Genomic DNA, 22072 nt, shown 5'->3' with positions numbered 1-22072 from the left:
TTATCTTTGTAAAGTTTTGATGGGCATTTTGCGAAAAATATAGAGATGTAATTTGTATTTTGATAGGAATTTCTACAAAGAAATAATTATCTGATAAATTGGAAAATCGAAGATTGAATAGGTTTAAGCATCATGTAAATTATAAAAAGTGTTTTGATATAATTATCAAATAATGTCTAGTGCAGCAAAGAAAGTTGTAGTGAATACTGGTGTATTGTATGGAAAGATGATCCTTACAATAGGTATATCTTTGTATACTACACGTATTGTTTTGAGTGCATTAGGTGCTGAAGATTTTGGTATCTATAATTTGGTAGCTGGCATTGTGGGCATGCTTTCATTTCTGAATGCAGCAATGACCACTTCAACACAAAGATACCTATCGTTTTATCAAGGTACAAAGGAGTTAAAAGTGCAAAAGGCTGTTTTTACAAATAGTTTATTCCTTCATATTTGTCTAGCTTTTTTCATCGTTTTTTTTATCGAGATTATAGGATTATTTCTATTTGATGGAATCTTGAATATACCAGAAGATAGACTAAGTACAGCAAAAACCATATATCACTTCATGGCTTTGTCTGTTTTCTTCTCTGTTATATCAGTACCTTTTGTTGCGTCGATCAACTCACATGAGAATATGTTGTGCATAGCAATCATCAATATAATCGAAGTGTTTTTGAAGTTATTTGTTGCATTAGCTCTTTTTCATGAATTGATATATTCTGATAATTTAGCCTTTTATGGTTTTTCAATGGCATTAATAGGATTTATCTCTTTTGCTTTGTATATGATTTTCTGTCTGTATAGATATGAAGAATGCTCCATAAGGATGAGGTCTACAATTCGTAAATCATTATTAAAAGAACTAACATCTTTTGCTGGCTGGAATCTATTTGGAGCTGTTTGTGGTATGGGACGCTCTCAAGGATTGGCTATTATATTGAATATATTCTTTGGTACCGTTGTTAATGCAGCATACGGGATATCAAACCAGGTTGCAGGTCAGATGAATTTCTTTTCAGCAACAATGTTGAGAGCCTTAAATCCACAAATAATGAAAAGCGAGGGGATGGGTGATCGAAAACGGATGTTGAATCTTTCTATGATGGCAAGTAAATTTGCATTCAGTCTATTTGCGATTTTAGCTATCCCTATTATATTCGAGATAGATACTATATTGGGGATTTGGCTAGAAAGCATTCCTGATAATACGATTATATTCTGTCAGTTATCCTTGATTGGCATAATGATCAATCAAATTACTATCGGATTGCAGTCTGCTATTCAAGCAACTGGAAGAATAAAAAAATATCAATTAATAGTAGGGTCAATTCTATTGTTGAATCTCCCAATAGCTTATATTTTATTGAGTGCTGGGTTTGAGGCATACTCCGTTATTGTCAGCTATTTAGTAATAGAAAGCTGCGCATGCATTTGCCGATTAATCTTACTAAAGATGGTTAAAGGTTTCTCTATAAGAAGATATATTAAGGAGGTTTTGCTTCGAATAGTGGCTCCTACGATTTGTTCCGTTATTGCTTGTTTAGCAATAACGCATAATGTTGAATACTTTAAGTACAGATTTGTATTAACAACATTTGTTTCTATTGTCATATTCTTACTATTGTTTTATTTGGTAAGTTTAGCTTCAAATGAAAGGAATATGGTGAAAAATGCATGTCGAGATTTACTTAATAAGATCAAATAAGGACACAATTTGGTGGTCTAAGTCATATTAAAAACAAGAGAAATAACACTGATAGAAAGGTCTTTCTCTTTTAGAGGGAAAAATAAATAATTCTAATATTTTAAGGAATGAAAAAGCGATTAATAAAAATACTTCCGTATCCTATGGAAGAAAAACTTAGAAAACTCTTAAACACATATAGAGCTAAGAAGGCATTTCTGTATGATCATAGACGCTACAAAGATCATTCAGCAACAACTGGATATAATACAGAGGAGAAGCTTAGAGCCCGCATAATGATGGTATATCATATTGCAGAGAAAGGATTAACGATGCCAATACCAAGACTGGGATTTGGTCAAGAGAATATATTTACTATTTGTAGGTATTGTGAGGAATATTTTACGAAATATAATAGAACCAATCATCAAGTATTACACGCAGTAGCTGTACTGCAAGAGTATTTACGATTCCATGAAAGAAATAACTATGAACTAGACAAAGCATTGGTAGATCGTATTGGTACTATAAAGGGTATGGTAAAAGATGTTGAAATTATGGATGGTAAGCAGATAATGATAACTTCTGAAGAATATTTCAAAGAAGTTAAAAGTGATTTCAAAGCCTTTTCTAATTCGCGAAAAAGTGTCCGATCATATTCGGAATCTGAGATTCCAATCGAATTAATTAATTCATCAATTGAAATGGCAAATAATACGCCATCGGCTTGCAATAGACAAACGGCTAGAGTGCACGTATATACCAAAAAAGAAGACATGCAGAAGATACTAGGAGAGCAAAATGGTAACAGAGGCTTTGGACACCTGGCTGATAAGATAATTGTGGTTACGGCCGAATTAGGTGTCTTTTCTCAAGCCATGGAAAGAAACCAAGCATATATTGATGGTGGTATGTACTTGATGAATCTATTATATACTTTGCATTACAATAAAATTGCAGTTTGTACACTAAACTGTAGTCACACTCCTACTAGGGATAAGGTAATGAGAAATCTATGTAAGATAAAAGAGTCGGAGGTATTTATTGCGATCCTAGCTTGTGGTATGATGCCCGAAGAGGCTTCAATTGCATTGTCTCCTAGATATGGATGTACTAATTAAGAATCTATGATAATGAAAATAGGAATTCTAACACTTCCATTACACACAAACTATGGTGGCGTTCTGCAAGCTTATGCGTTAATGACTGTTTTAAAAAGAATGGGGCATGATGTATGGTTGATTGACAGACGAATGAATGAAATGCCAAAATGGAGGTATCCTTTGGCTATTGGAAAACGAATGATTCTAAAATATGCCTTAGGGAAGAAAGGTACAGTGCTGTTTATAGAAAATAAGAGAGCCAAGGAATACCCCATTGTAAGTAAAAATATTCAACCATTTATTCAAAAACATATAGCCCCTAGCACAAAACCCCTTGGTAATACACAAGCATTGGCAGCTACAGCGAAAGATGGTTTCGATGCATATATTGTTGGCAGTGATCAAGTTTGGAGACCGAATTATACGCCTAAAATTCAAAACTATTTTTTCGACTTTTTGGGAGATGATTTCAAAGGGAAACGAATTTCCTATGCAGCATCTTTTGGTTCGGAGAATTGGACATATTCAGATGCAGAGACTCAACAATGTAAATCTTTGATTCAAAAATTTACAAGTATATCAGTGAGAGAAGAAGAAGGTGTACATATGTGTAAGAACCATTTTAATGTAGATGCAACTTGGGTGCTTGATCCAACAATGCTATTAGAGGTTTCAGACTATACAACATTGATAAATAGCAAAAATTCGACTAAGCCACAAAACAAAGGCTTATTGACATATTTATTAGATATGTCAGAAGACAGACAAAAGGTAGTAAACCGGGTTTCTACGTATTTTGAATATAAGACTTTTTCAATCAATAATACAAATGTTGAAAATGAGTCTCTTCCAGCAGAAGAACGTATTGCACCATCAATAGAACACTGGCTAGAGGGCTTTAGAGATGCCGAGTTTGTAATCACAGACTCTTTTCATGCCTGTGTATATTCTATTCTCTTTAATAAGCCTTTTGTTGTGTATGGAAACAAAAAACGAGGTATGGCACGTTTTTATTCGCTTCTGAAACGATATGGGCTTGAAGATCGCTTGGTGACATCAAGTAAAGACGTTACTGATGCCATTTTGGAGTCATCGATCAACTGGGATGGAATAAATATTTTATTGAAAAAATATAAAGAGCAATCTGAAAAATTCTTGTCGGAATCGTTAGGGCGCTGATTTTAAGTAGTATACTACTGATGTTTTATAGATATAAACAATATTAATATTCAAGATCTCTAATATTATTGCTTTAGATCTTCGGTATTTTGGTAATATTCACTGATATTTGTATGTTTAGTAGATTTTAGAAATTTTAAGGCTTGTTTTTTAAGCGCTGATAAAGATAGTAATCAATATAAATTCAGTGAAAAAAGAATGTTTAGTATAATAATACCTCTCTACAACAAGGAGAATTATATAAAAAAAACTATATCTAGTGTACTAGGTCAAACCTTTACAGACTATGAAGTTGTAATTGTAGATGATGGTTCAACTGACAATAGTTTGAGTGTTTTAAGTAATTTCCAAGATGATCGAATAAAAGTATACTCCAAAGAAAATGGGGGAGTGTCGAGTGCTCGTAATTTTGGTATAGAGAAGGCGCAAGGAAAGTATATTGCATTTCTTGATGCAGATGACTATTGGGAAGAGGATTACCTTCAATCTGTCTATAATACTATTCTAAAGTTCCCTAATTGTCAAATCTTCGCGACAGCACAAACTGTATTAAGTAATGATGGTCAAACGGTCAATAAATGTAATAATAGGGACGAAGATTATTTTATGATAAATGATTATTGTTCATCAGCAAGTGCATTTCAGACTAGTGGGATTTGTGCATTTAAAACTTCTTTGGTCGAAGTCGGAGGATTCAGAGATGGTGTAAAACGAGGTGAGGATATAGATTGCTGGCTTAGATTAGCCTGTAATAATAAAATAGCATATTGTAACGTGCCGAAGGTTGTTTATAACTTAGAAACCGAGAATGGCGCAAATCTCTCATTTAGCTCAATAAAAGAGTCATTCCCATATACTGAGTGGTATGATTATTCTTATGAAAATAAGGCCGCATTAATGAAGTATACGACATCCATGTTATTGATGTTATCTCTAAAGGCTTACAAGAGTGGAGAGCGTGATGAAGCTTTAACTTGCCTCAGAAACATAAAAGGAAATGATATGTTCCTAAAGAGATTAATAATTTATTTTAGAGTGTTACTAATGAAAAAGAATAGATGTATATAAAAAATATTGAGAATTCGACATACAAGTTGATGGTCATCTTTTCTATGTTATGGATTGTGATAGAGTCTTTTTTTCCTTTATTTGTGGCGGAAAGAAATGAACCGACCAAAATTTTCAACTTTATTTTTTTCGTAACAGGATCACTTATGTTTTTATATAATTTTATAAGAAGAAAAGCTCCGAATGAGAATACTATCGGAAAAGCATTTGCCCTTTGGGTTTCAATGAATGTAATTTATGTTCTCTATATGTTTATATTTAAAGGTGTCTTCCCTGGCTTTTTTTCAATTATTGTAGCTGTCTTCATGTGGGCTATTGTGGGCTATACTTGCATAAAGTGGGGATACTACTCAAATCAACAGAATATAAGAAACGAAAACTTCCAGTTTATAGTTAAAATTGCTTTAATAACACTGCTTTTTGTTTGTCTACGATCACTATACCTAAGAGCTCTTTATCCTGAAAAGGGAATGCCAATAGAAATCGCACAAGAGTTAATTAATAGAAATCCATATTTAATTTTGTGGTTGTCTGCATTACTGTTGGTAACGAAGTATCGATTTAGAGTATTAATATTTGCTATTTCCTTTTTGGTTATTTTGTCTACTGCGAAAAGAGGGCCACTTGTAGCAGCAGCTTTTGCCGGTTTCTTAACATTACTTTTGAATAGTAAGTTTTCTGTAATAAAAAGGATTGCTGCAATTTGGATTGTCATAGTAGGAGTTATTGGGGCTTACTTTGTTATGCCTGATTTTTTTAACACTCTGTTTGCCCGCTTTGATACTTCAGACTCAGATGTTTCATCCTATCGGTTTGAGTTTTGGACATATTTATTTGGCTTGCAGAGCGAAGCTGATTTAAGTTTGAATTTCTTTGGATTTGGTTTTTATGAAGCACAAAATTATATTGAAAAGCTCATTGGTGTTTTTGTGCATGCTCACTCTGATTGGGTAGAAATTTTTTTCGATTATGGACTTTTGGGTATTATTATATTTATATCAATGCATATCGCCATGATTAAGGTGGCTATTATATCTAAGAAAAAGAAATATGAACATGCTTGGATCTTCATGTACTTTTATTTTATGTTCCTTTTGTCTAATTTCTACACTGGTACAACTATGACTGTTGGTACTGTATGGTTTAGTATACCCTATGGCTATTTATATGGAGATTTTATATGGAAGAAAAACAAACTATTAACGCCGCGATGAATAATATATCACATATAAAAGACTGCTATGGATGTGGAGTCTGCTCTACGATTTGTCCTAGGAATATAATATCTATCAAACTGAACTCAGATGGGTTTTATGCACCTACTATTGAGTTAATGGATAAATGTACAGATTGTGGGCTTTGTTTAGATGTTTGTGCCTATTCGGATTCAGATGTAGAAACAAATGATGAAAAATACACACTAAAAGGATTTGGTGGCTGGAGCTTGGACAATAAGATACATTCAAAATGTTCATCTGGAGGTATTGGATTCGAAATAGGACGCTATTTGATTGAAAATGGATATAAGGCGTGTGGCGTAAGGTACAATAGGGAATTAGATCGTGCAGAACATTACATGGCTCAAACAGTGGAGGAGTTTATCCCTAGTATAGGATCTAAATATATCCCTAGCTATACATGTGATGGATTTAAGGAAATTAATAGAAAGGATCGTTTTTTTATTACGGGAACGCCATGCCAAATAGATTCGATGAGAAGGTATATAAAACGATTGAAGTGTGAGAATAATTTTGTCCTGTTAGACTTCTTTTGCCATGGCGTTCCTTCTATGAACTTATGGGATAAATACCTAAAATTTAGTCAAGCTGAATCAAAGGGAGCTGGTGTTATTTCTTGGAGAGACAAAAAACATGGTTGGCATGATTCGTGGGTCGTATCAATGTATGACAAACATAAAACAAGCCTTTTGGAAGACGATACTCCAATATTTTATTCTCGTTTATCAAAGAATGATTTATTCTATAAATTATTTTTAGGGAATGCTTGTTTGGGAAAGGCATGTTATGATCATTGTAAGTATAAACTAGCCAATTCATCTGCCGATATTCGTATAGGGGACTTTTGGGGTAAAACCTATTCAAACAATAATGACGGAGTTAGCTCAGTTGTTGTTTTTACCGAAAAAGGAGAGAGTTTAATTTCAGAATTAAATCGTAATTGTGTATTTATAGCTCATCCTGTGGAAATAGTAGCAGAAGGGCAAATGAGTAAGTCACCTAGACCTGGAAAAATACTTTATAATCACTTAAATAAATTACTAAAGAGTAAAAAGACACTACCCCAAATTGTATCATCCGCTGTGTGGGTTGATCGATTTGTACATTTTCCTCAAAAGATAATAAAGACACTAAAAAAATGAATAAAAAGACAATAGGCATAATAACAATGCATAAAGTGCTCAATTATGGTTCTGTTTTTCAGGCATATGCACTTCAAAAGTATCTGGAAACTCATGGATTTGATAATGATCTAATAGACTATTTGTATCCTAATGAGTATAATAAGCAGTTTCACAAACAATCTTCTTTGTTGTCTAAATTGAAGAATAAAATCTTAGAAATAGTTCTTGGAAATCCTCGGAAACGCAAATCGAAGAGATTTGAAAATTTCTATGAGACACATTTCAAACTATCGCCAGAGCAGTATAACTCAAAAAAATCGATTCATGAAAATCCCCCTCAATATGATGTTTATATCACAGGGAGCGATCAAGTATGGAATACAAAATATATAGGGGATGATACTTCGTTTCTTCTCTCATTTGCTCCAGAAGAGCAAATGAAAATATCGTATGCATCAAGTTTTGCATCATCTTCGGTAGATGATAAATATAAAGAACTATATAAAAAATATTTAGCTCAATATAATCATTTATCCGTTCGCGAGAAGGAAGGCGTTCAAATATTAAAGAATGCAATGGGACTAGATGGACAACTCGTGCTCGATCCTACATTTTTGTTGAAAAGTCAAGATTGGAATATTTTGGCAAATAAATCGGAATTACCTCTTCCTAAATCATATATTTTAGTTTATGTCTTAGACTATGCATATAATCCATATCCATATGTGACGAACCTAATAAAGGCTATACAAATAGAAATGAATATGGAGGTAGTCGTTCTTGATATGGTCGAAACACAGCTAGTAGGAGCTAAACATATACTTCGGATCAGAGATGCTGGTCCTTATGACTTCTTGAAGTTATTTAGAGATGCAACCTTTGTTGTTACAACATCCTTTCATGGCATTGCTTTTTCACTCAATTATTCGAAACCATTTTATGCAGTATTGAATGACGAAAATACTGGAGATAATAGAATGTTTAATATATTGAAACTAGTGGGAGCAGAGGATAGAGCATTAGTTAAGAATTCACCTTTCCCTAGCTTTTCTGATATGAGTATGGACTACACTGTGATTCAAAAGAATATGGATCTTTTAAGGGAGCAATCATCGGATTTTCTATTAAAATCTCTTACTGATTCTGACCGAAAATAAGGGCATCATTACTATGAATAATAAAGACAAAAGACTAACGATTGTTGTACCAGCCTACAATGCGGAGAAATATATAGAGAAATGTATTTCTAGCTTATTATGCCAGGATTTAACCGACTATGAGATAATTGTGGTGAATGATGGCTCAACTGATAGAACCCAGGATATTGTATCAGATATGGCACTTGAAAACAGTAATGTATCATTAATAAATCAAGGGAATAAAGGACTAGGAGGTGCTAGAAATACTGGGTTGAGGAATGCCTCTGGTGAGTATGTTATGTTTGTGGATAGTGATGATTACCTAGAGCCAAATTCATTATCTATTTTACTAGATAAAATAGTGAAAGATCAATATCCAGATGTGCTTTATGCTGATTTTACAAAGGTAGATACAGAAGGTAATCCTATTCAGAAAATAAAGGAAGAAATGATGGTCGTATATGCACCACAGGTTGTAGATGCAGAAACATTTTTTTCTCAATATTACGCTTTCATCTGTTATGCCGTTCTATTTGTTTTTAAAAGAGAGTTCCTTTTGAAACATGCGTTTAATTTTAAGGAGAATGTTTATATGGAAGATGCTGAAGGAATACCGAAAATTTTGATATTGGCGGAGAGAATATCAATGTTATGCTTTCCTTTTTACAATTATGTCCAAACCCCTGATTCTATTATGAGAGATAATAATAAAATCAAAAAGAGGCTAGGAGACTATATTTATATTATAGAACAGTTGGTTTACACAAAAAAAAACATTGACAATATAAATTTATTAAATTGGTTTAATGAATTTATAAGTTTGAATATTATTATGACAATTAATACATTGTCTGAAATATATTCAAGTAAAACAAGCCATTTAAAAAAAACATTAAAGTTGTTAGTTAAATCCAATAAGCTCTACATTAAAAGACTTCCAGTGAAATATAAAATTATGTCTTGGATTATAAATATTAACTTTGACTTTGCCTTTCTCCTTATACGTTTAAAAAAAAGACTATGAATAAAAAAGACGATTTTTTTTTAAGAACCCAAATTGACAATCTTGTAAGTCGGATTAAAGGTGAAGAATTTAGATTAGATAAGCAAATTCCTTTATCATATTTGCTCTCTTTTTTTTTCCAAAAATCTGTAGCATTAATCTACGGAAAACTCTACTTCTTAAGAAAAAACAGAATTCTGATCCATCCAACTAGTAAAATTAGATGCAAAAAACTATTACAGTTTGGAAATAATTTGGTGATAGATAGATACTGTTATATTGATGCATTATCAAAAGAAGGGATTAAATTAGGAAAAAATGTATCAATTGGTAGATATACCACTATTGATTGTACAGGGAGTTTGAGGACCTTGGGAAAAGGATTAGTAGTAGGAGATAATGTTGGGTTGGGGACACATGGGCATTATGGATGTGCTGGAGGACTATATATCGGATCCGATACAATAATGGGGAATTATGTAAGTTTTCATCCTGAAAATCACAATTTTGAAATTTTGGATATTCCCATAAGATTGCAAGGTGTAAATCATAAAGGAATTATTATTGGAAAAAATTGTTGGATTGGAGCCAAAGTGACAATACTAGATGGTACATATTTAGGCGATGGTTGTATTGTAGCAGCAGGAGCTGTAGTTAAAGGGACTTTTGAAAATAATTCTATTATAGGTGGAATCCCTGCAAAAACTATTAAATTAAGACAATAATTAATATGCCTAAAACAATATTTTTCTTTCATCCTTCATCCGATCTCTATGGTGCAGATAAGATTCTTATCTATGTTATGCGAGGTTTCTCTTCACATAAAAAGTATCTGATATTACCCTGTGATGGTCCCTTGTGCAAATTAGTAAATGAAGAATTACCCGATGTTGAAATCAAGATAATTCCAGAGTTACCTATTATTGCGAAGAAGAATTTGAAACCTTCAGGAATACTTAATTTTATTTATTCCTTTCTAAGATTTCCTTCCAAGCTAAGAATGGATGAAGTGAAACCTGATGTTATTTATATCAATACATTAGCTGTGACGTCTGTATTGATGTATTACCTGTTTTCGAAGGCGAAGAAGGTGGTACATATTCATGAAATATTGAAGAACAATAGTCTTTTACACCGCATAATCAATAAATTTGCTTTACGCAAATCTGATGTTTTAATCTGTGTTTCAAATGCTGTGAAGAACAATATGAAATTGGCAGCTCCTAAGTATGAATACAAGCTACAATTGGTTCAGAATGGAATAAATTTTAAACTCAATAAAGCAAGAGAGAGTAATTTCGAAGTCGATTTTGATAAAATTAACTTTGGTCTTATAGGAAGAATAAAGCCTGATAATAAAGGACAAGGGTTACTCCTAGACGCAGTATCAAAACTTGACATGAACACTATTGCAAAGACACATTTCTATCTTGTCGGTAGTCCTGTTGTTGGTCAAGAATATATGTTAACAGACGTAGAAAAGATGATAAAAGATCTAGGTCTGGTCGAATTTGTTACAATAATCCCCTTTGTTAAAGACATTGAATCTATTTACGAAAAGATGGATGTAGTTTTAGTTCCATCTATTTTTGATGATCCTTTTCCTACAACTGTACTGGAAGGGATGTTTTTTTCAAAACCAGTTATTGGAACTCAAGTTGGAGGTATTCCCGAAATGATAGAAGATGGTGTTACAGGTTATGTAACAACAAGAGGTGATGCAGAGGCACTAAGTGATAAAATAAAGGTCTTTGTAGAAAATCCAGACCAAATAAAGTTAATGGGGGAATGTGGGAAGATTAGATTTACTCAACATTTCAGCGAAAATAGTTTTCATGAAAGATTCCAACATATGATACAGACTCACATTTTTTAATATATGAAAATAGCATTCATTAGTACACGTGGTATTCCTAATAACTATGGGGGATTTGAACAATTTGCAGAATATATATCTGTAGGTTTAGCTGAAAGAGGTCATCAAGTGGTTATTTATTCTCCACACTTCCATCCATACAAGGAGTCATCTTACAAAGGAGTTCGTATAAAACATATCTATAGCCCTGAGCAATGGATGGGGAGTTCTATAGGCAGTTTTTTCTATGATTTTAGTTCTTTAAAAGATGCTCTGAAAAGAGAAAGCTTTGATATAATTTACGAAGCTGGTTATACAAGTATTGTTCCTGCGTATATTTGGTTTAATGTAAAGAAAATCAAATATCCTATATTCACTACTAATATGGATGGGCTAGAGTACAAGCGCACCAAGTTCAATAAATGGGTGCAGAAATTTTTATTCTGGGAGGAGAAGACAACAGTTAAGCACAGCCACTACTTGATTGCCGATAATATGGGAATCCAAGATTACTACAAGGAAAAGTATGGAAAAGAAAGTGAATTTTTAGCTTATGGTGCAAATATTCATGATGATTATAACGAGAGTCTGCTCACTGAGTTTAATCTAATTGCTGACTCTTATTGTTTAGTCATAGCTCGACTTGAGCCAGAAAATAATGTAGAAATGGTGATTAAAGGTTATATAGATTCTAACATTATTGATAAACCTTTGATTGTGGTGGGCAAAACTGATACTCCTCATGGGAAATACTTAGTTGAGCAATATAAAGATCAAATTAAAATTAAATTCATAGGAGGAGTTTATGATTTTAAAAAAATAAATTCTATCCGTTATTTTTCTTCCGTATATTTTCATGGACATAGCGTGGGTGGAACAAACCCTTCATTATTAGAAGCTATGGCTTCAAACTGTTTTATATTAGCTCATGATAATATATTTAATAGAAGCGTTTTGAAGACAGATGCATTATATTTTGAAGATGAAAATAGTGTAACCCAACTTCTCAATAATATAGATATTAACAATAGCAGCTATAGAGCTACTTTCATAGAGAATAACTTGAATAGAATTCGTTGTGGATATTCTTGGGAAAAACTTGTTGATGACCATGAACAATATTTCATCAGAATTTTAGCACAATCTAAGAGGTTATAGTCTTGAAATTATTTCTTACTTTTATATCCATAGGAATTACCCAAAGCAAATTACTAAAAAATACTGCAAATTCCGCGAGATCAAATAGGAGACATTGCTACTTTTTGAAAATATAACTTTAAGTGAATGAGGTATATATGGAGTTAGTTCGATTCCTGGTTGGACACCTTCTTAAGAGGTAAATAATTAGGTAGTTACGGAAATATAGCTGCTTTTTTGTGGCAAAATAATTCATTTTACAGAGTGATTTATATGAGTTGTGTAAACCATGAATATAACATTGATATCATATGATTTAAGTATAAAGTGTTGAAATACAATAAATATTCTTTGATTCATAGGGTCGCAAAAAATAGAAAAAGGGAGTATAAAAGTATTGGTGTGTTAGCCAAATTAGAGCATTGGGATTTTAATAAAATCAGCTTAAGTCAAATACTTCAAACTGAGATCTTATTTTAAAAATAATAGGCAATAAAATCTGAGAGTATAGGGAAGCCGTATTGATTGATGGAAATCCTCACTCGAACTGCCCACTATTCCTACTGAAAGTGATCCCTTGAAAAGGGGGAAGTTTTGATGAACATGTTTTACTATCCCGAATTTTAGATAAAATAAGATTTCATACATTTAAAATACTACCACAAACACATTGACCCTTTCGATAAATTAAGTTAATTTTGCATTTATTTAAATTGTCAAATTAGCGATTGTATTTCTATGAAAAAGATATCGATATTCATGTTTTCTATGGGCTTGAGTGTATTTGCTTTTGGCCAGTTGACTTCTGTTCATAATAGTATCCGTTCGGGGGACGAGCTTATAAAACAACAGGTCGAGTACCAATCTCCCGGGAATGGGGGAAAGGGTATTATCTGGGATTTCAGTGGTTCTAAGACCATCAATGGTGAATATAAGCTGAGTTATTCGCTTCCTCCTATGATCGGAGACAGTTTGTATATTATGGCCAAGAAGACCTATGATGTTAAGGGGGTTCGCCCTGATGAGCTTATCGTGGGAACGGAGCATAATACGATGTACTACTATCACTTCAGAAATGATTCGCTACTTTTATTAGGGCATGAGAATCCGGCTATACGTCTGAAATATAAGGAGCCTATTCTTTTTCTTCCTTTTCCTATGAATTATGGGCAAACGGCTCAGTCCAGTTATTCGTCACAGGGTTTGTATTCAAATACGGTGGATATTTATACCCGTGGTACGGTAACTACCTCTGCCGATGCTTTCGGAAAGATAATTCTGCCCACAGGAGATTCTTTAAATCCCGTTTTAAGGGTAAAGAGTATACAGACGATAGCCGAACTGGAAGGTGACTCACTTGTGATCTCCAATAATCAGGTGGAGACTTACCGCTGGTATACTAAGGGTTATCGTTATCCTGTTTTCGAGACAGTACGTAATACTAATCTAAAAGATAATTCGGAAGTATTCTCTACGGCTTTCTTCTTCCCCTTACAGGATCATCTGTATTTAGAAACTGATCCTGAGAATCTGGCTTTGATCGAGGAGAACTGGAATATGGATCGCCAAGGGGAGAATGGGGAACAAACGGATGAGAATACCAAATCTGTTTCCATCGAGGATATAGTCTCTTGTAAGATATATCCTAATCCGGTGGAGTCTCTTTTAACGCTGGACTATGAGGTTAAGCTGGATGCTAAAATTGCATTTGAAATCTATTCTATGGATGGTATGCCGGTCAAAAGGGTGAAGGCACAAGATAGAAAACCGGGAAGGTATTATGAGAGTATCGATTGCAGCAACCTGTATCCCAGAAACTACATACTGAGGATTACGGTGAATAATTTAGTTGTGAATGAGAAGATTATTAAAAAATAAAGAGAATGAGAAAATTAAATATACTGCTGATAATAGCCTTTATAACAAATTGTTATATCTATGCAGATGATGTAATAAAAGCAACAACACCTCAATTTTTATCCCCTCAGGTTTCAAGTATAGTCCGCTATGACCATACTCCCGTTTCACTAAATTCAGGACGAATAGATCTTCAAATACCATTATTAGATTTCAGTGACCCTGACTTTAGTCTCCCGATATCAGTTAGCTATAATTCAAGCGGATTTAAGCCCACTGATCCACATAACTACGTTGGTCAAAATTGGAATCTGAACACTGCCGGAGTAATTTATCGCGAAGTCAGAGGAATTGCTGATGACTTTAACGAAAAGAATTATGATAATCTAGGACAACAAATGAAAATAAAAGGCTTCTTGAATATACCAAAAGGGAGTAAGTTGTCTAGTGAGATGAAAAATAATATTTTCAACGATCCGGCAAAAAATGCTCCTCTAAATGCGCTATACAGTATTCCTACAATTGCAAATACTGATATTGAAGTATCTTCTGATCTTTATCGATTTAATTTCTTAGGTCATTCAGGTAAATTTATTATCGATTACGATGGTACGATAAAGTCTATGTCTTATTCAGGAGGTAAAGTAGAGATTGATATATCAGGTTATAATTTAATATATGCAAAAGCCCAAGCAAATAAATCTGAAATAAAGATAACGACAGACAATGGGTATATTTATTATTTCGGGGGAAGTTACAGTGCAATGGAATATACAGCTCTAAATTGGATGAACACACTCTCTTCAATACAAATTGACGAATCTATTAATAAGATGAATCAAATTTCAGCATTTCATTTATATAAAATAGTTGCCCCTAATGGACGAGTTCTAGAAATAAAATATGATGATGCAGTAGACAAGACTGATCTGGGACTTTATCATGGAGAACCGTGGAAGCTAGTTCAAACAGTTATAAGCAATCCGAAAAAAAGCGATTTGCAAAGAAGCTATTTATTAAGAGCGGCAAGCACGGCGAGTGGTGTTTTACCACAAAGAGTGTATACATTAAACAAAATTGCTTTGATAAAAGAGATAAAAATAGGAGATGAAAAAACAATTAATTTACACTACTCTCCACGAAAAGTGATAACCGGAATGCACCCAAGCGATGGAATAATTGATTTTATAAAAAATATAGGTGTTCAATTAGATTCAATTTCACTTTATTATAATGGGCAAAAAGGACAGGAACATATAGAATCTACAAAATTTTCATATAACTATTCCGATGAACGTTTATTTTTAGACAACCTCAATAATAGTAAGCGTGGCAAATATAATTTCAAATATAACTCGGCATTCTCTTTACCACCTTCGTATACACTTGATATAGATCATTGGAATTATTGGAATGGAGGTAATAAATTGCTTATACCAACAGCTGGAGATAATGCTGGAGATCAAAACATTATGGATGTCGAATACACTTCAGATGATAGACAACCAAATGAAGATTACTGCGATAGGGCTTTGATATATTCAGTGCATTATCCGACAGGAGGCTACACAACATTTTCATACGAACCACATACATATTCTGCAATTTTAGATAGAATATATTCAAATTATTTACCTCAATTAGTATCATGTACGTTAAAGAAAGCTGGAGGAGCAAGAATAAGGAAGATAATGCATTATAATGATCTCGGAGAAAAAAAAACAATAGAATATTCTTATTCTACAATTCCTATAACAGATGCAAATACGAGCCAAAACAGTAGTGGAGAATTATTATACCATCCTCAATATGCGATAAAAGTGATAAGTGCAACAACAGGTAAACCCATTCGGAATCTTTTCGTGAAATCTAGTAATGGTTTGAATTCTCCGCCTTATGATACCGATCATGTGCGCTATTCTTCTGTTTTTGAATATGAGAATCCGAAAAGTGAAAATTTCACTAAAGGTGATGATTGGTTTTCTGCAAGCATATCTCCAATGGATAGTGAACGAAGTAAAACCTATACTGTAAAAACAGGTTCATTGAGCCAGATATGGACTATATCGGGAGGGGGAGATACCTACTATGGAACAAATGGAAAAGGAATAATTTGTATTGCCAAAGCTGCTACACCTGGGATCTATCAAACATTTGAGTTTACAGGAGCATCTCAAACCAAATACAAAGGGGACCCTGTAGCTAAAAAGCATCAAACAAGCTGGCTTGAATTAAGTTCAAACACAGATTATTTGATAACAATCACTTGTGACATGTATGCAAGTGCTTCAGTATATATTACCTACCCCAATACTGGATATAATTATTCAACGTTTGAAGGGATGTATAAAAAAACGACATTTTCAGACTATCGTTATAATCCTGATGATACCTATAATAGTAAAATATATAACACATTAAAGTGGCTGGGAGAATATTCAGGACCTACATATGATTATGAAATTTCATTATATAAGGGTTATAGTCAATTACCTCAGGACCGATCAATTGAAAGAGGCAAGATATTAACCGAAGAATATTATACAAACGAGGGAAAAGCTGTAAAAACACACACTTACAATTATCGCTACATAAATGATAGTGATAAAGATTTTGCGGTGTACATTAATACACCACAAAATATACAAAACTCATATTTCGGCTTTTATTCACAAGTTAATAAGGAATATTTTTATCCATATTACATTGTAAGTAAAGAAACCTCTGATTTTCTTAATGGGAATGTATATACCAAGGAAGAATATATATACGATACTGCAGGGAACTATTTAAGAGAAAATAAGCTAACGAATTCGAAAGGAGAAATAGTCCAGCAGGTCATCAAATATCCATTCGATTATACAGATGCTATCAGCAAAGGTATGGTAACAAAAAACATGGTTGGTATTCCTATCGAAAACATATCATTAGTTAATAACAGTGTAGTAGTTGCATCGAAAACTCAGTTTAAAGACACCTTAAATACATATTTACCGACAAAAACATACTCATTCAAGTCCTTATCTCCGATAGCATTAAGTTCATATGCAAATTACTATAAATTAGATCATATGTTCACTAAATACAATGCCAAAGGACGACTGCTCGAATCATATAATCCAGACAATACGCACACCTCTTACATCTGGGATGCAAATAGTTTATATCCCATTGCGGTTGTTCAGAATGAGAAATATGATACCGCTGTAAAATCATTCAGTGGATATAATACAACAGGAATAACAATTCCTAATGCGACCACCGAAGCTACAATAAGGAAGAATATACCGAATGCACTTATTAGTACCTATACTTATAAGCCCTTGGTAGGAGTAACGGCAACCACCGACCCTTCAGGCATTACCACCTATTATGACTATGACTCTTTTGGCAGATTAACAGAAACGTATATCATAGAAGGCGGAGTAAAAAAAATAGTTCAGTCGTATAACTATAATTATAAGAATAAATAAAACATACAATTATGAAAAAACATATATTCCTTGTCTCACTATTAACCATAATATTTTTCATGTCTGCAAGAGCACAAGAATTAAATACAGTTAATACAAAAAATTGGAATAGCATTCAAAAAGCCGGATTCTATTATGGTTCAGGCATTGAAGGTTCAAACACTCCAGTTGTAGATAATAATTGGTGGTGGGGTATCAGTTCACCTTCGGCAGGAAATAAAAATGAAGGCAATTTCACCTACTATAATGCGCAAATAGTTATGGCAAACAGTTCTGATCCTGTTAAAATGTATGTGCGTAGCACCAATAATTTAGGCGAAGGCACCTGGGCAAAAGTAGTTCATAGCAAAGGTAACCATACCATAGACGGAACATTAACTGTCAAAGAAATAGTAGTAAAAACAGTAACCGGCGCTGACTTTGTATTCAATGAAGACTACAATCTCACCCCCTTAAGCGAAGTCGAATCCTTTGTAAAGACCAACAAACACCTACCCGAAATACCATCCGAAAAACAGATGATAAAAGACGGTGTAAATGTAACCGACCTTCAGATTAAGCTACTCCAAAAGATCGAAGAGCTGACCCTGTACACCATCCAGCAGCAAAAACAGCTCGAAGAACAAGGCCTGATGATCAGAGAACTTCAATCCACCATAAACAATAATCCCAAATAATCAGCCCATGAAACGCTTATTGTTCACCCTATACCTCTTAAGCACCCTGAGCCTTCAGGCCCAGGACACCAGAGAATTTGCAGTAACCCATCCCAAAGCAGAGACAGTTACCGCCTGTAAAGGAATCAATCTCAAGCCCGGCTTCACCTATAAAGCCACAACCGGCGGAGCTCTGGTATTCAACATCAATACCAGCGTCTGTACACCCGCTGCTACCACTACAGCCATAGCCGGTGACCAGAACTACATCATGACCATTACACCCCTTGGACAAACCAAGTCGGTAACCTATAACGCCCAGAAACAAATAGTCGTAGACCGCACCATCGAAGGCGACGTACAAAGCTTGGTATCCATACAATACTTCGACGGACTGGGACGTCCCGTACAAACCGTACAAAGAGGAATCACCCCCTCGGGAGCAGACCTGGTATCCTTACAGGAATACGATAGCTTTGGCCGGGAATCGAACACATGGCTGCCGGCAACAATGCCCGGCAACAACGGAGCATTTGCTGCTCTGGCAACTATACAGGCCAATGCCAAAACAACAAATACCAACAACGGGACTAAAGACGATAACCCATTCTCCAAACCTGTTTACGAAGCCTCGCCGCTGAACCGTGTAGTTCTGCAATACGGCCCCGGAGCTGACTGGCATACCAACTCTAAAGCCGTCAAGACCGACTACATGACCAATACAGCAACAGGCGATCAGAGCTGCTCAATCTTCAAAGTAAGTGGCAGTAAAGACGCTACAACACTCAGCAAAGGAGCTCTCTATGCAGCCAATCAGCTATATGTTACCAAAATGACCGATGAGGACGGATATATTTCTTATGAATTTAAAGACAAGTCAGGTCAAATAGTATTGACTCGGCAGATAAACGGAACCGAAAAATATGACACCTATTATGTGTATGATGATTTCGGTAACCTGTGCTATGTATTACCACCAAGAGCCACTGATGATATAACCTCTTTCGGGGACGATACCGACCTGATGAAACAACTTGTCTATCTCTATAAATACGACGAGCGTAACCGCTGTATCAAAAAGCGCATACCCGGTACCGACTGGGTACACTATGTATATGATAAAGCCGACAGGCTGATCCTTTCTCAGGACGGTGAGCAACGGACAAAAGGAGAATGGGCATACTCCATTCCTGATGTGTTCGGCAGGGTGGTGGTCTCGGGTATCTGCACAAATAGCATAACCAACCTCAATGTACTGAATAGCGTGGTGGTAACAGCCACCTACAGCGGAGCAAGCGAGACATACAAGGGATATGCTATCAGCAATTTTACACCTTCAGGGAGTACTTTACTGGCTGTAAACTATTACGATAATTATACCTATCTCACCAAGCACGGTTTTGTAAATACAGGCTATAATACCCAAAGCGGATTCCCTGCTATGTACGCCACACCAAAAGGACAGCTTACAGGCTCGGCAACAGCCCTGATGGACGGTTCGGGTAAATTCCTTTATACATCCATGTATTACGACAGCAGGGCGCGGCTGGTACAGACCAAGTCGCTCAATCACATGGATGCGGACGAGAGGGAATATATAGCTTATAACTTTACGGGGCAGCCGGTAAAGAAATACCACAGGCATGAGGCTAAGGGGAAGCCTGTACAGGAAGAACTTTATACTTACTCTTACGATCATGCAGGCCGTCCTACTGAAACCAGACACCAGCTTAATAACGGAACAACTGTTATACTGGCAAAGAATACCTACGATGATCTGGGAAGGTTAAAGACTAATGTCAAGAACGCCAATGCCAACCTGACAACCACCTATGCCTACAACGTGCGTTCGTGGACTAAATCGATAGTGGGTCCGCTGTTTAAACAGACATTGTACTACAACGATCAGTATGCAGGCAGCACAAAGAGCTACAGCGGCAATATAGGTGCTATGGACTGGACTGTGACAGGTGACAAGACAAGGGGTTATGCCTTTACGTACGATAATCTCTCACGCCTGACTGCAGCCAACTACCTGGAAAACGCAACAGCTAACTCAAACTATAAAGTAGATGCTGTCACCTACGATAAGCACGGTAATATGAAAACCATAAAACGTTACGGTAAGACAAGTGCCGGAACAACCTTCGGGATAGTCGACAACCTGACTATGACTCATACGGGTAACCAGTTGCTGACAGTTAATGATGCGGGTGTAAATGTTACGATAAGCGAATCGGCTGACTTTAAGAATAACGCCAATACGGCTGCTGAATACTCCTACAACAAAAATGGGGCGATGAGTAAAGATTTGAATAAGGGGATATCTGATATTCAATATAATTCTTTAAATTTACCGAAACTCATAGATGTCAATTCATCCGGCACACAGGCTCGTATAGTATATACTTATTCGGCGGCAGGCACTAAGTTGCAAACGCAGTATTTGTCGGATAAGAGTCGTTCAATGAGTCCCATGTCAGGGATGATGACCGAATCGATTATCGGATATAGTATCAGCCCTGCTGCTCTGACTGCAACCAAGACGGTTGATTATGTGGGTAACAAGGTGTACGAGAATGGTTCTTTGAAACGTGTGTTGGTCGATGGAGGCTATGTTGAAGGGGGTGTTTATTACTTCTTTTTGACGGATCATCTGGGGAATAATCGTGTGGTGGCCAATGCCGGTGGTACGGTGGTACAGAAGTCGCATTATTATCCGTTCGGAATGGCGTTTGCGGAGAGTACGGACTTAGAGAAGCAGCCGTATAAGTATAATGGAAAGGAACTGGAGCAGGAGCATCAGCTCAATATGTATGATTATCATGCAAGGCAGATGGAACCAACTATGGGGAGGTTTATGAGTGTCGATCCGCATAGTGAAAATTATTATAGCTGGTCTCCATATGTGTATGTGAAAAACAACCCATTATTATATGTAGATTTAGATGGAAAAGACCCTGGTAAACTTAGTCATTGGATACAATTTGGTAAGGAGATTTTTAATAATATTAAAGCTTCCGTGAGTGTAGGTTTACAAATTGCAGGAGAAGCTAAGCTCGGGGCAACTGCTGTTGGAGTAGAAGCTAATATGATTTCTGTAGATATAGTTGGATTAAAAGATGGCACAACTTTTAGCCCGGGAGATAACTTTAATAAATCTGAAATAAAGCAAGGATTTAATGTTGGTGTAGGCACTATTCAAGGTGGAATAGAAAAAACAATAAAAAATGTAGATAATAAAATGGTTGTAGAAGAAAAGCAGCATGTAGGTACTTCTTTAATTGAATTAGAAAATACAGTAACTACTCGCATAAATGCTAATTTTGAAAAAGTTGGAAATGGAACAACAGAAACAAAGCTTAATGTTCCTGATCTTGGTGCAAAAATTAAAGCTATTGTTGGAATTGAAATAAGTTTAGATATAGAAAAATCAGCAGAAGCTTTAAATCGATTATTAAAGAAAGATTAATGAATTATGATTAGTGTTAAGATACGTATTATTCTCTTTTTTATAATTGGCTCTATACTTTTCATATGTGGTTTTATTACG

The 22072-nt window shown here is 35.0% G+C and carries 16 protein-coding genes; all 16 read left to right on the top strand.

Going from position 1 to position 22072, the window contains the following annotated elements; all coding sequences use genetic code 11:
* Window positions 1-172: 172 nt before the first annotated feature.
* Window positions 173-1708 (top strand): hypothetical protein, encoded by a 1536-nt coding sequence (locus tag G7Y57_RS05025; protein ID WP_165021101.1) that lies wholly within the window; start codon window positions 173-175, stop codon window positions 1706-1708.
* 107 nt (window positions 1709-1815) lie between these two features.
* On the top strand, window positions 1816-2808 hold the full coding sequence (locus tag G7Y57_RS05020) for a nitroreductase family protein (RefSeq protein ID WP_165021100.1): 993 nt from the start codon (window positions 1816-1818) through the stop codon (window positions 2806-2808).
* A 12-nt stretch (window positions 2809-2820) separates the two neighbouring features.
* The gene (locus G7Y57_RS05015) at window positions 2821-3969 is read left to right on the top strand and encodes a polysaccharide pyruvyl transferase family protein (protein ID WP_165021099.1); all 1149 of its coding nucleotides are present in this window, start codon (window positions 2821-2823) and stop codon (window positions 3967-3969) included.
* Between the two features lie 198 nt (window positions 3970-4167).
* Window positions 4168-5037: a glycosyltransferase family 2 protein gene (locus tag G7Y57_RS05010; RefSeq protein ID WP_165021098.1), complete on the top strand. Its 870-nt coding sequence runs from the start codon at window positions 4168-4170 to the stop codon at window positions 5035-5037.
* An 83-nt stretch (window positions 5038-5120) separates the two neighbouring features.
* A complete protein-coding gene (locus G7Y57_RS05005) occupies window positions 5121-6251 on the top strand; it encodes an O-antigen ligase family protein (protein WP_221412109.1) in 1131 nt (376 codons plus the stop codon).
* Window positions 6218-7417, top strand: a complete 1200-nt coding sequence (locus tag G7Y57_RS05000) for a Coenzyme F420 hydrogenase/dehydrogenase, beta subunit C-terminal domain (RefSeq protein WP_255491343.1) — start codon at window positions 6218-6220, stop codon at window positions 7415-7417. Before G7Y57_RS05005 ends, G7Y57_RS05000 begins: the two co-directional genes overlap by 34 nt.
* On the top strand, window positions 7414-8556 hold the full coding sequence (locus tag G7Y57_RS04995; protein ID WP_165021096.1) for a polysaccharide pyruvyl transferase family protein: 1143 nt from the start codon (window positions 7414-7416) through the stop codon (window positions 8554-8556). The genes G7Y57_RS05000 and G7Y57_RS04995 overlap by 4 nt, the downstream gene beginning before the upstream one ends.
* A 13-nt stretch (window positions 8557-8569) precedes the next feature.
* The gene (locus tag G7Y57_RS04990; RefSeq protein WP_165021095.1) at window positions 8570-9562 is read left to right on the top strand and encodes a glycosyltransferase family 2 protein; all 993 of its coding nucleotides are present in this window, start codon (window positions 8570-8572) and stop codon (window positions 9560-9562) included.
* Window positions 9559-10266: an acyltransferase gene (locus G7Y57_RS04985; protein WP_165021094.1), complete on the top strand. Its 708-nt coding sequence runs from the start codon at window positions 9559-9561 to the stop codon at window positions 10264-10266. The genes G7Y57_RS04990 and G7Y57_RS04985 overlap by 4 nt, the downstream gene beginning before the upstream one ends.
* 5 nt (window positions 10267-10271) lie before the next feature.
* The gene (locus tag G7Y57_RS04980; protein ID WP_165021093.1) at window positions 10272-11417 is read left to right on the top strand and encodes a glycosyltransferase; all 1146 of its coding nucleotides are present in this window, start codon (window positions 10272-10274) and stop codon (window positions 11415-11417) included.
* 3 nt (window positions 11418-11420) lie between these two features.
* On the top strand, window positions 11421-12554 hold the full coding sequence (locus G7Y57_RS04975) for a DUF1972 domain-containing protein (protein WP_165021092.1): 1134 nt from the start codon (window positions 11421-11423) through the stop codon (window positions 12552-12554).
* 306 nt (window positions 12555-12860) lie between these two features.
* Window positions 12861-13013 carry a hypothetical protein gene (locus tag G7Y57_RS18170; protein ID WP_410492634.1) on the top strand — a complete coding sequence of 51 codons (153 nt, stop codon included), beginning with the start codon at window positions 12861-12863 and terminating at the stop codon, window positions 13011-13013.
* 258 nt (window positions 13014-13271) lie between these two features.
* On the top strand, window positions 13272-14411 hold the full coding sequence (locus G7Y57_RS04970) for a T9SS type A sorting domain-containing protein (protein WP_165021091.1): 1140 nt from the start codon (window positions 13272-13274) through the stop codon (window positions 14409-14411).
* A gap of 5 nt (window positions 14412-14416) precedes the next feature.
* The gene (locus tag G7Y57_RS04965) at window positions 14417-17863 is read left to right on the top strand and encodes an RHS repeat domain-containing protein (protein WP_165021090.1); all 3447 of its coding nucleotides are present in this window, start codon (window positions 14417-14419) and stop codon (window positions 17861-17863) included.
* Between the two features lie 11 nt (window positions 17864-17874).
* Complete coding sequence (locus tag G7Y57_RS04960; protein WP_165021089.1) at window positions 17875-18540, top strand: hypothetical protein; 666 nt, start codon at window positions 17875-17877, stop codon at window positions 18538-18540.
* Between the two features lie 7 nt (window positions 18541-18547).
* Complete coding sequence (locus G7Y57_RS04955; protein ID WP_165021088.1) at window positions 18548-21991, top strand: DUF6443 domain-containing protein; 3444 nt, start codon at window positions 18548-18550, stop codon at window positions 21989-21991.
* The last annotated feature ends 81 nt before the right edge of the window (window positions 21992-22072 follow it).

The sequence above is a fragment of the Dysgonomonas sp. ZJ279 genome, from assembly GCF_011039205.1.
GTDB lineage: Bacteria > Bacteroidota > Bacteroidia > Bacteroidales > Dysgonomonadaceae > Dysgonomonas.
This window is presented reverse-complemented; position numbering and strand designations above follow the sequence as displayed.

Coding starts and splice junctions, on each gene's coding strand:
- G7Y57_RS05020 (WP_165021100.1), top strand. CDS start 1,816: ATGAAAAAGCGATTAATAAAAATACTTCCGTATCCTATGGAAGAAAAA.
- G7Y57_RS04955 (WP_165021088.1), top strand. CDS start 18,548: ATGAAACGCTTATTGTTCACCCTATACCTCTTAAGCACCCTGAGCCTT.
- G7Y57_RS04965 (WP_165021090.1), top strand. CDS start 14,417: ATGAGAAAATTAAATATACTGCTGATAATAGCCTTTATAACAAATTGT.
- G7Y57_RS05010 (WP_165021098.1), top strand. CDS start 4,168: ATGTTTAGTATAATAATACCTCTCTACAACAAGGAGAATTATATAAAA.
- G7Y57_RS04985 (WP_165021094.1), top strand. CDS start 9,559: ATGAATAAAAAAGACGATTTTTTTTTAAGAACCCAAATTGACAATCTT.
- G7Y57_RS05025 (WP_165021101.1), top strand. CDS start 173: ATGTCTAGTGCAGCAAAGAAAGTTGTAGTGAATACTGGTGTATTGTAT.
- G7Y57_RS04970 (WP_165021091.1), top strand. CDS start 13,272: ATGAAAAAGATATCGATATTCATGTTTTCTATGGGCTTGAGTGTATTT.
- G7Y57_RS05015 (WP_165021099.1), top strand. CDS start 2,821: ATGAAAATAGGAATTCTAACACTTCCATTACACACAAACTATGGTGGC.
- G7Y57_RS04960 (WP_165021089.1), top strand. CDS start 17,875: ATGAAAAAACATATATTCCTTGTCTCACTATTAACCATAATATTTTTC.
- G7Y57_RS04975 (WP_165021092.1), top strand. CDS start 11,421: ATGAAAATAGCATTCATTAGTACACGTGGTATTCCTAATAACTATGGG.
- G7Y57_RS04995 (WP_165021096.1), top strand. CDS start 7,414: ATGAATAAAAAGACAATAGGCATAATAACAATGCATAAAGTGCTCAAT.
- G7Y57_RS04980 (WP_165021093.1), top strand. CDS start 10,272: ATGCCTAAAACAATATTTTTCTTTCATCCTTCATCCGATCTCTATGGT.
- G7Y57_RS05000 (WP_255491343.1), top strand. CDS start 6,218: ATGGAAGAAAAACAAACTATTAACGCCGCGATGAATAATATATCACAT.
- G7Y57_RS04990 (WP_165021095.1), top strand. CDS start 8,570: ATGAATAATAAAGACAAAAGACTAACGATTGTTGTACCAGCCTACAAT.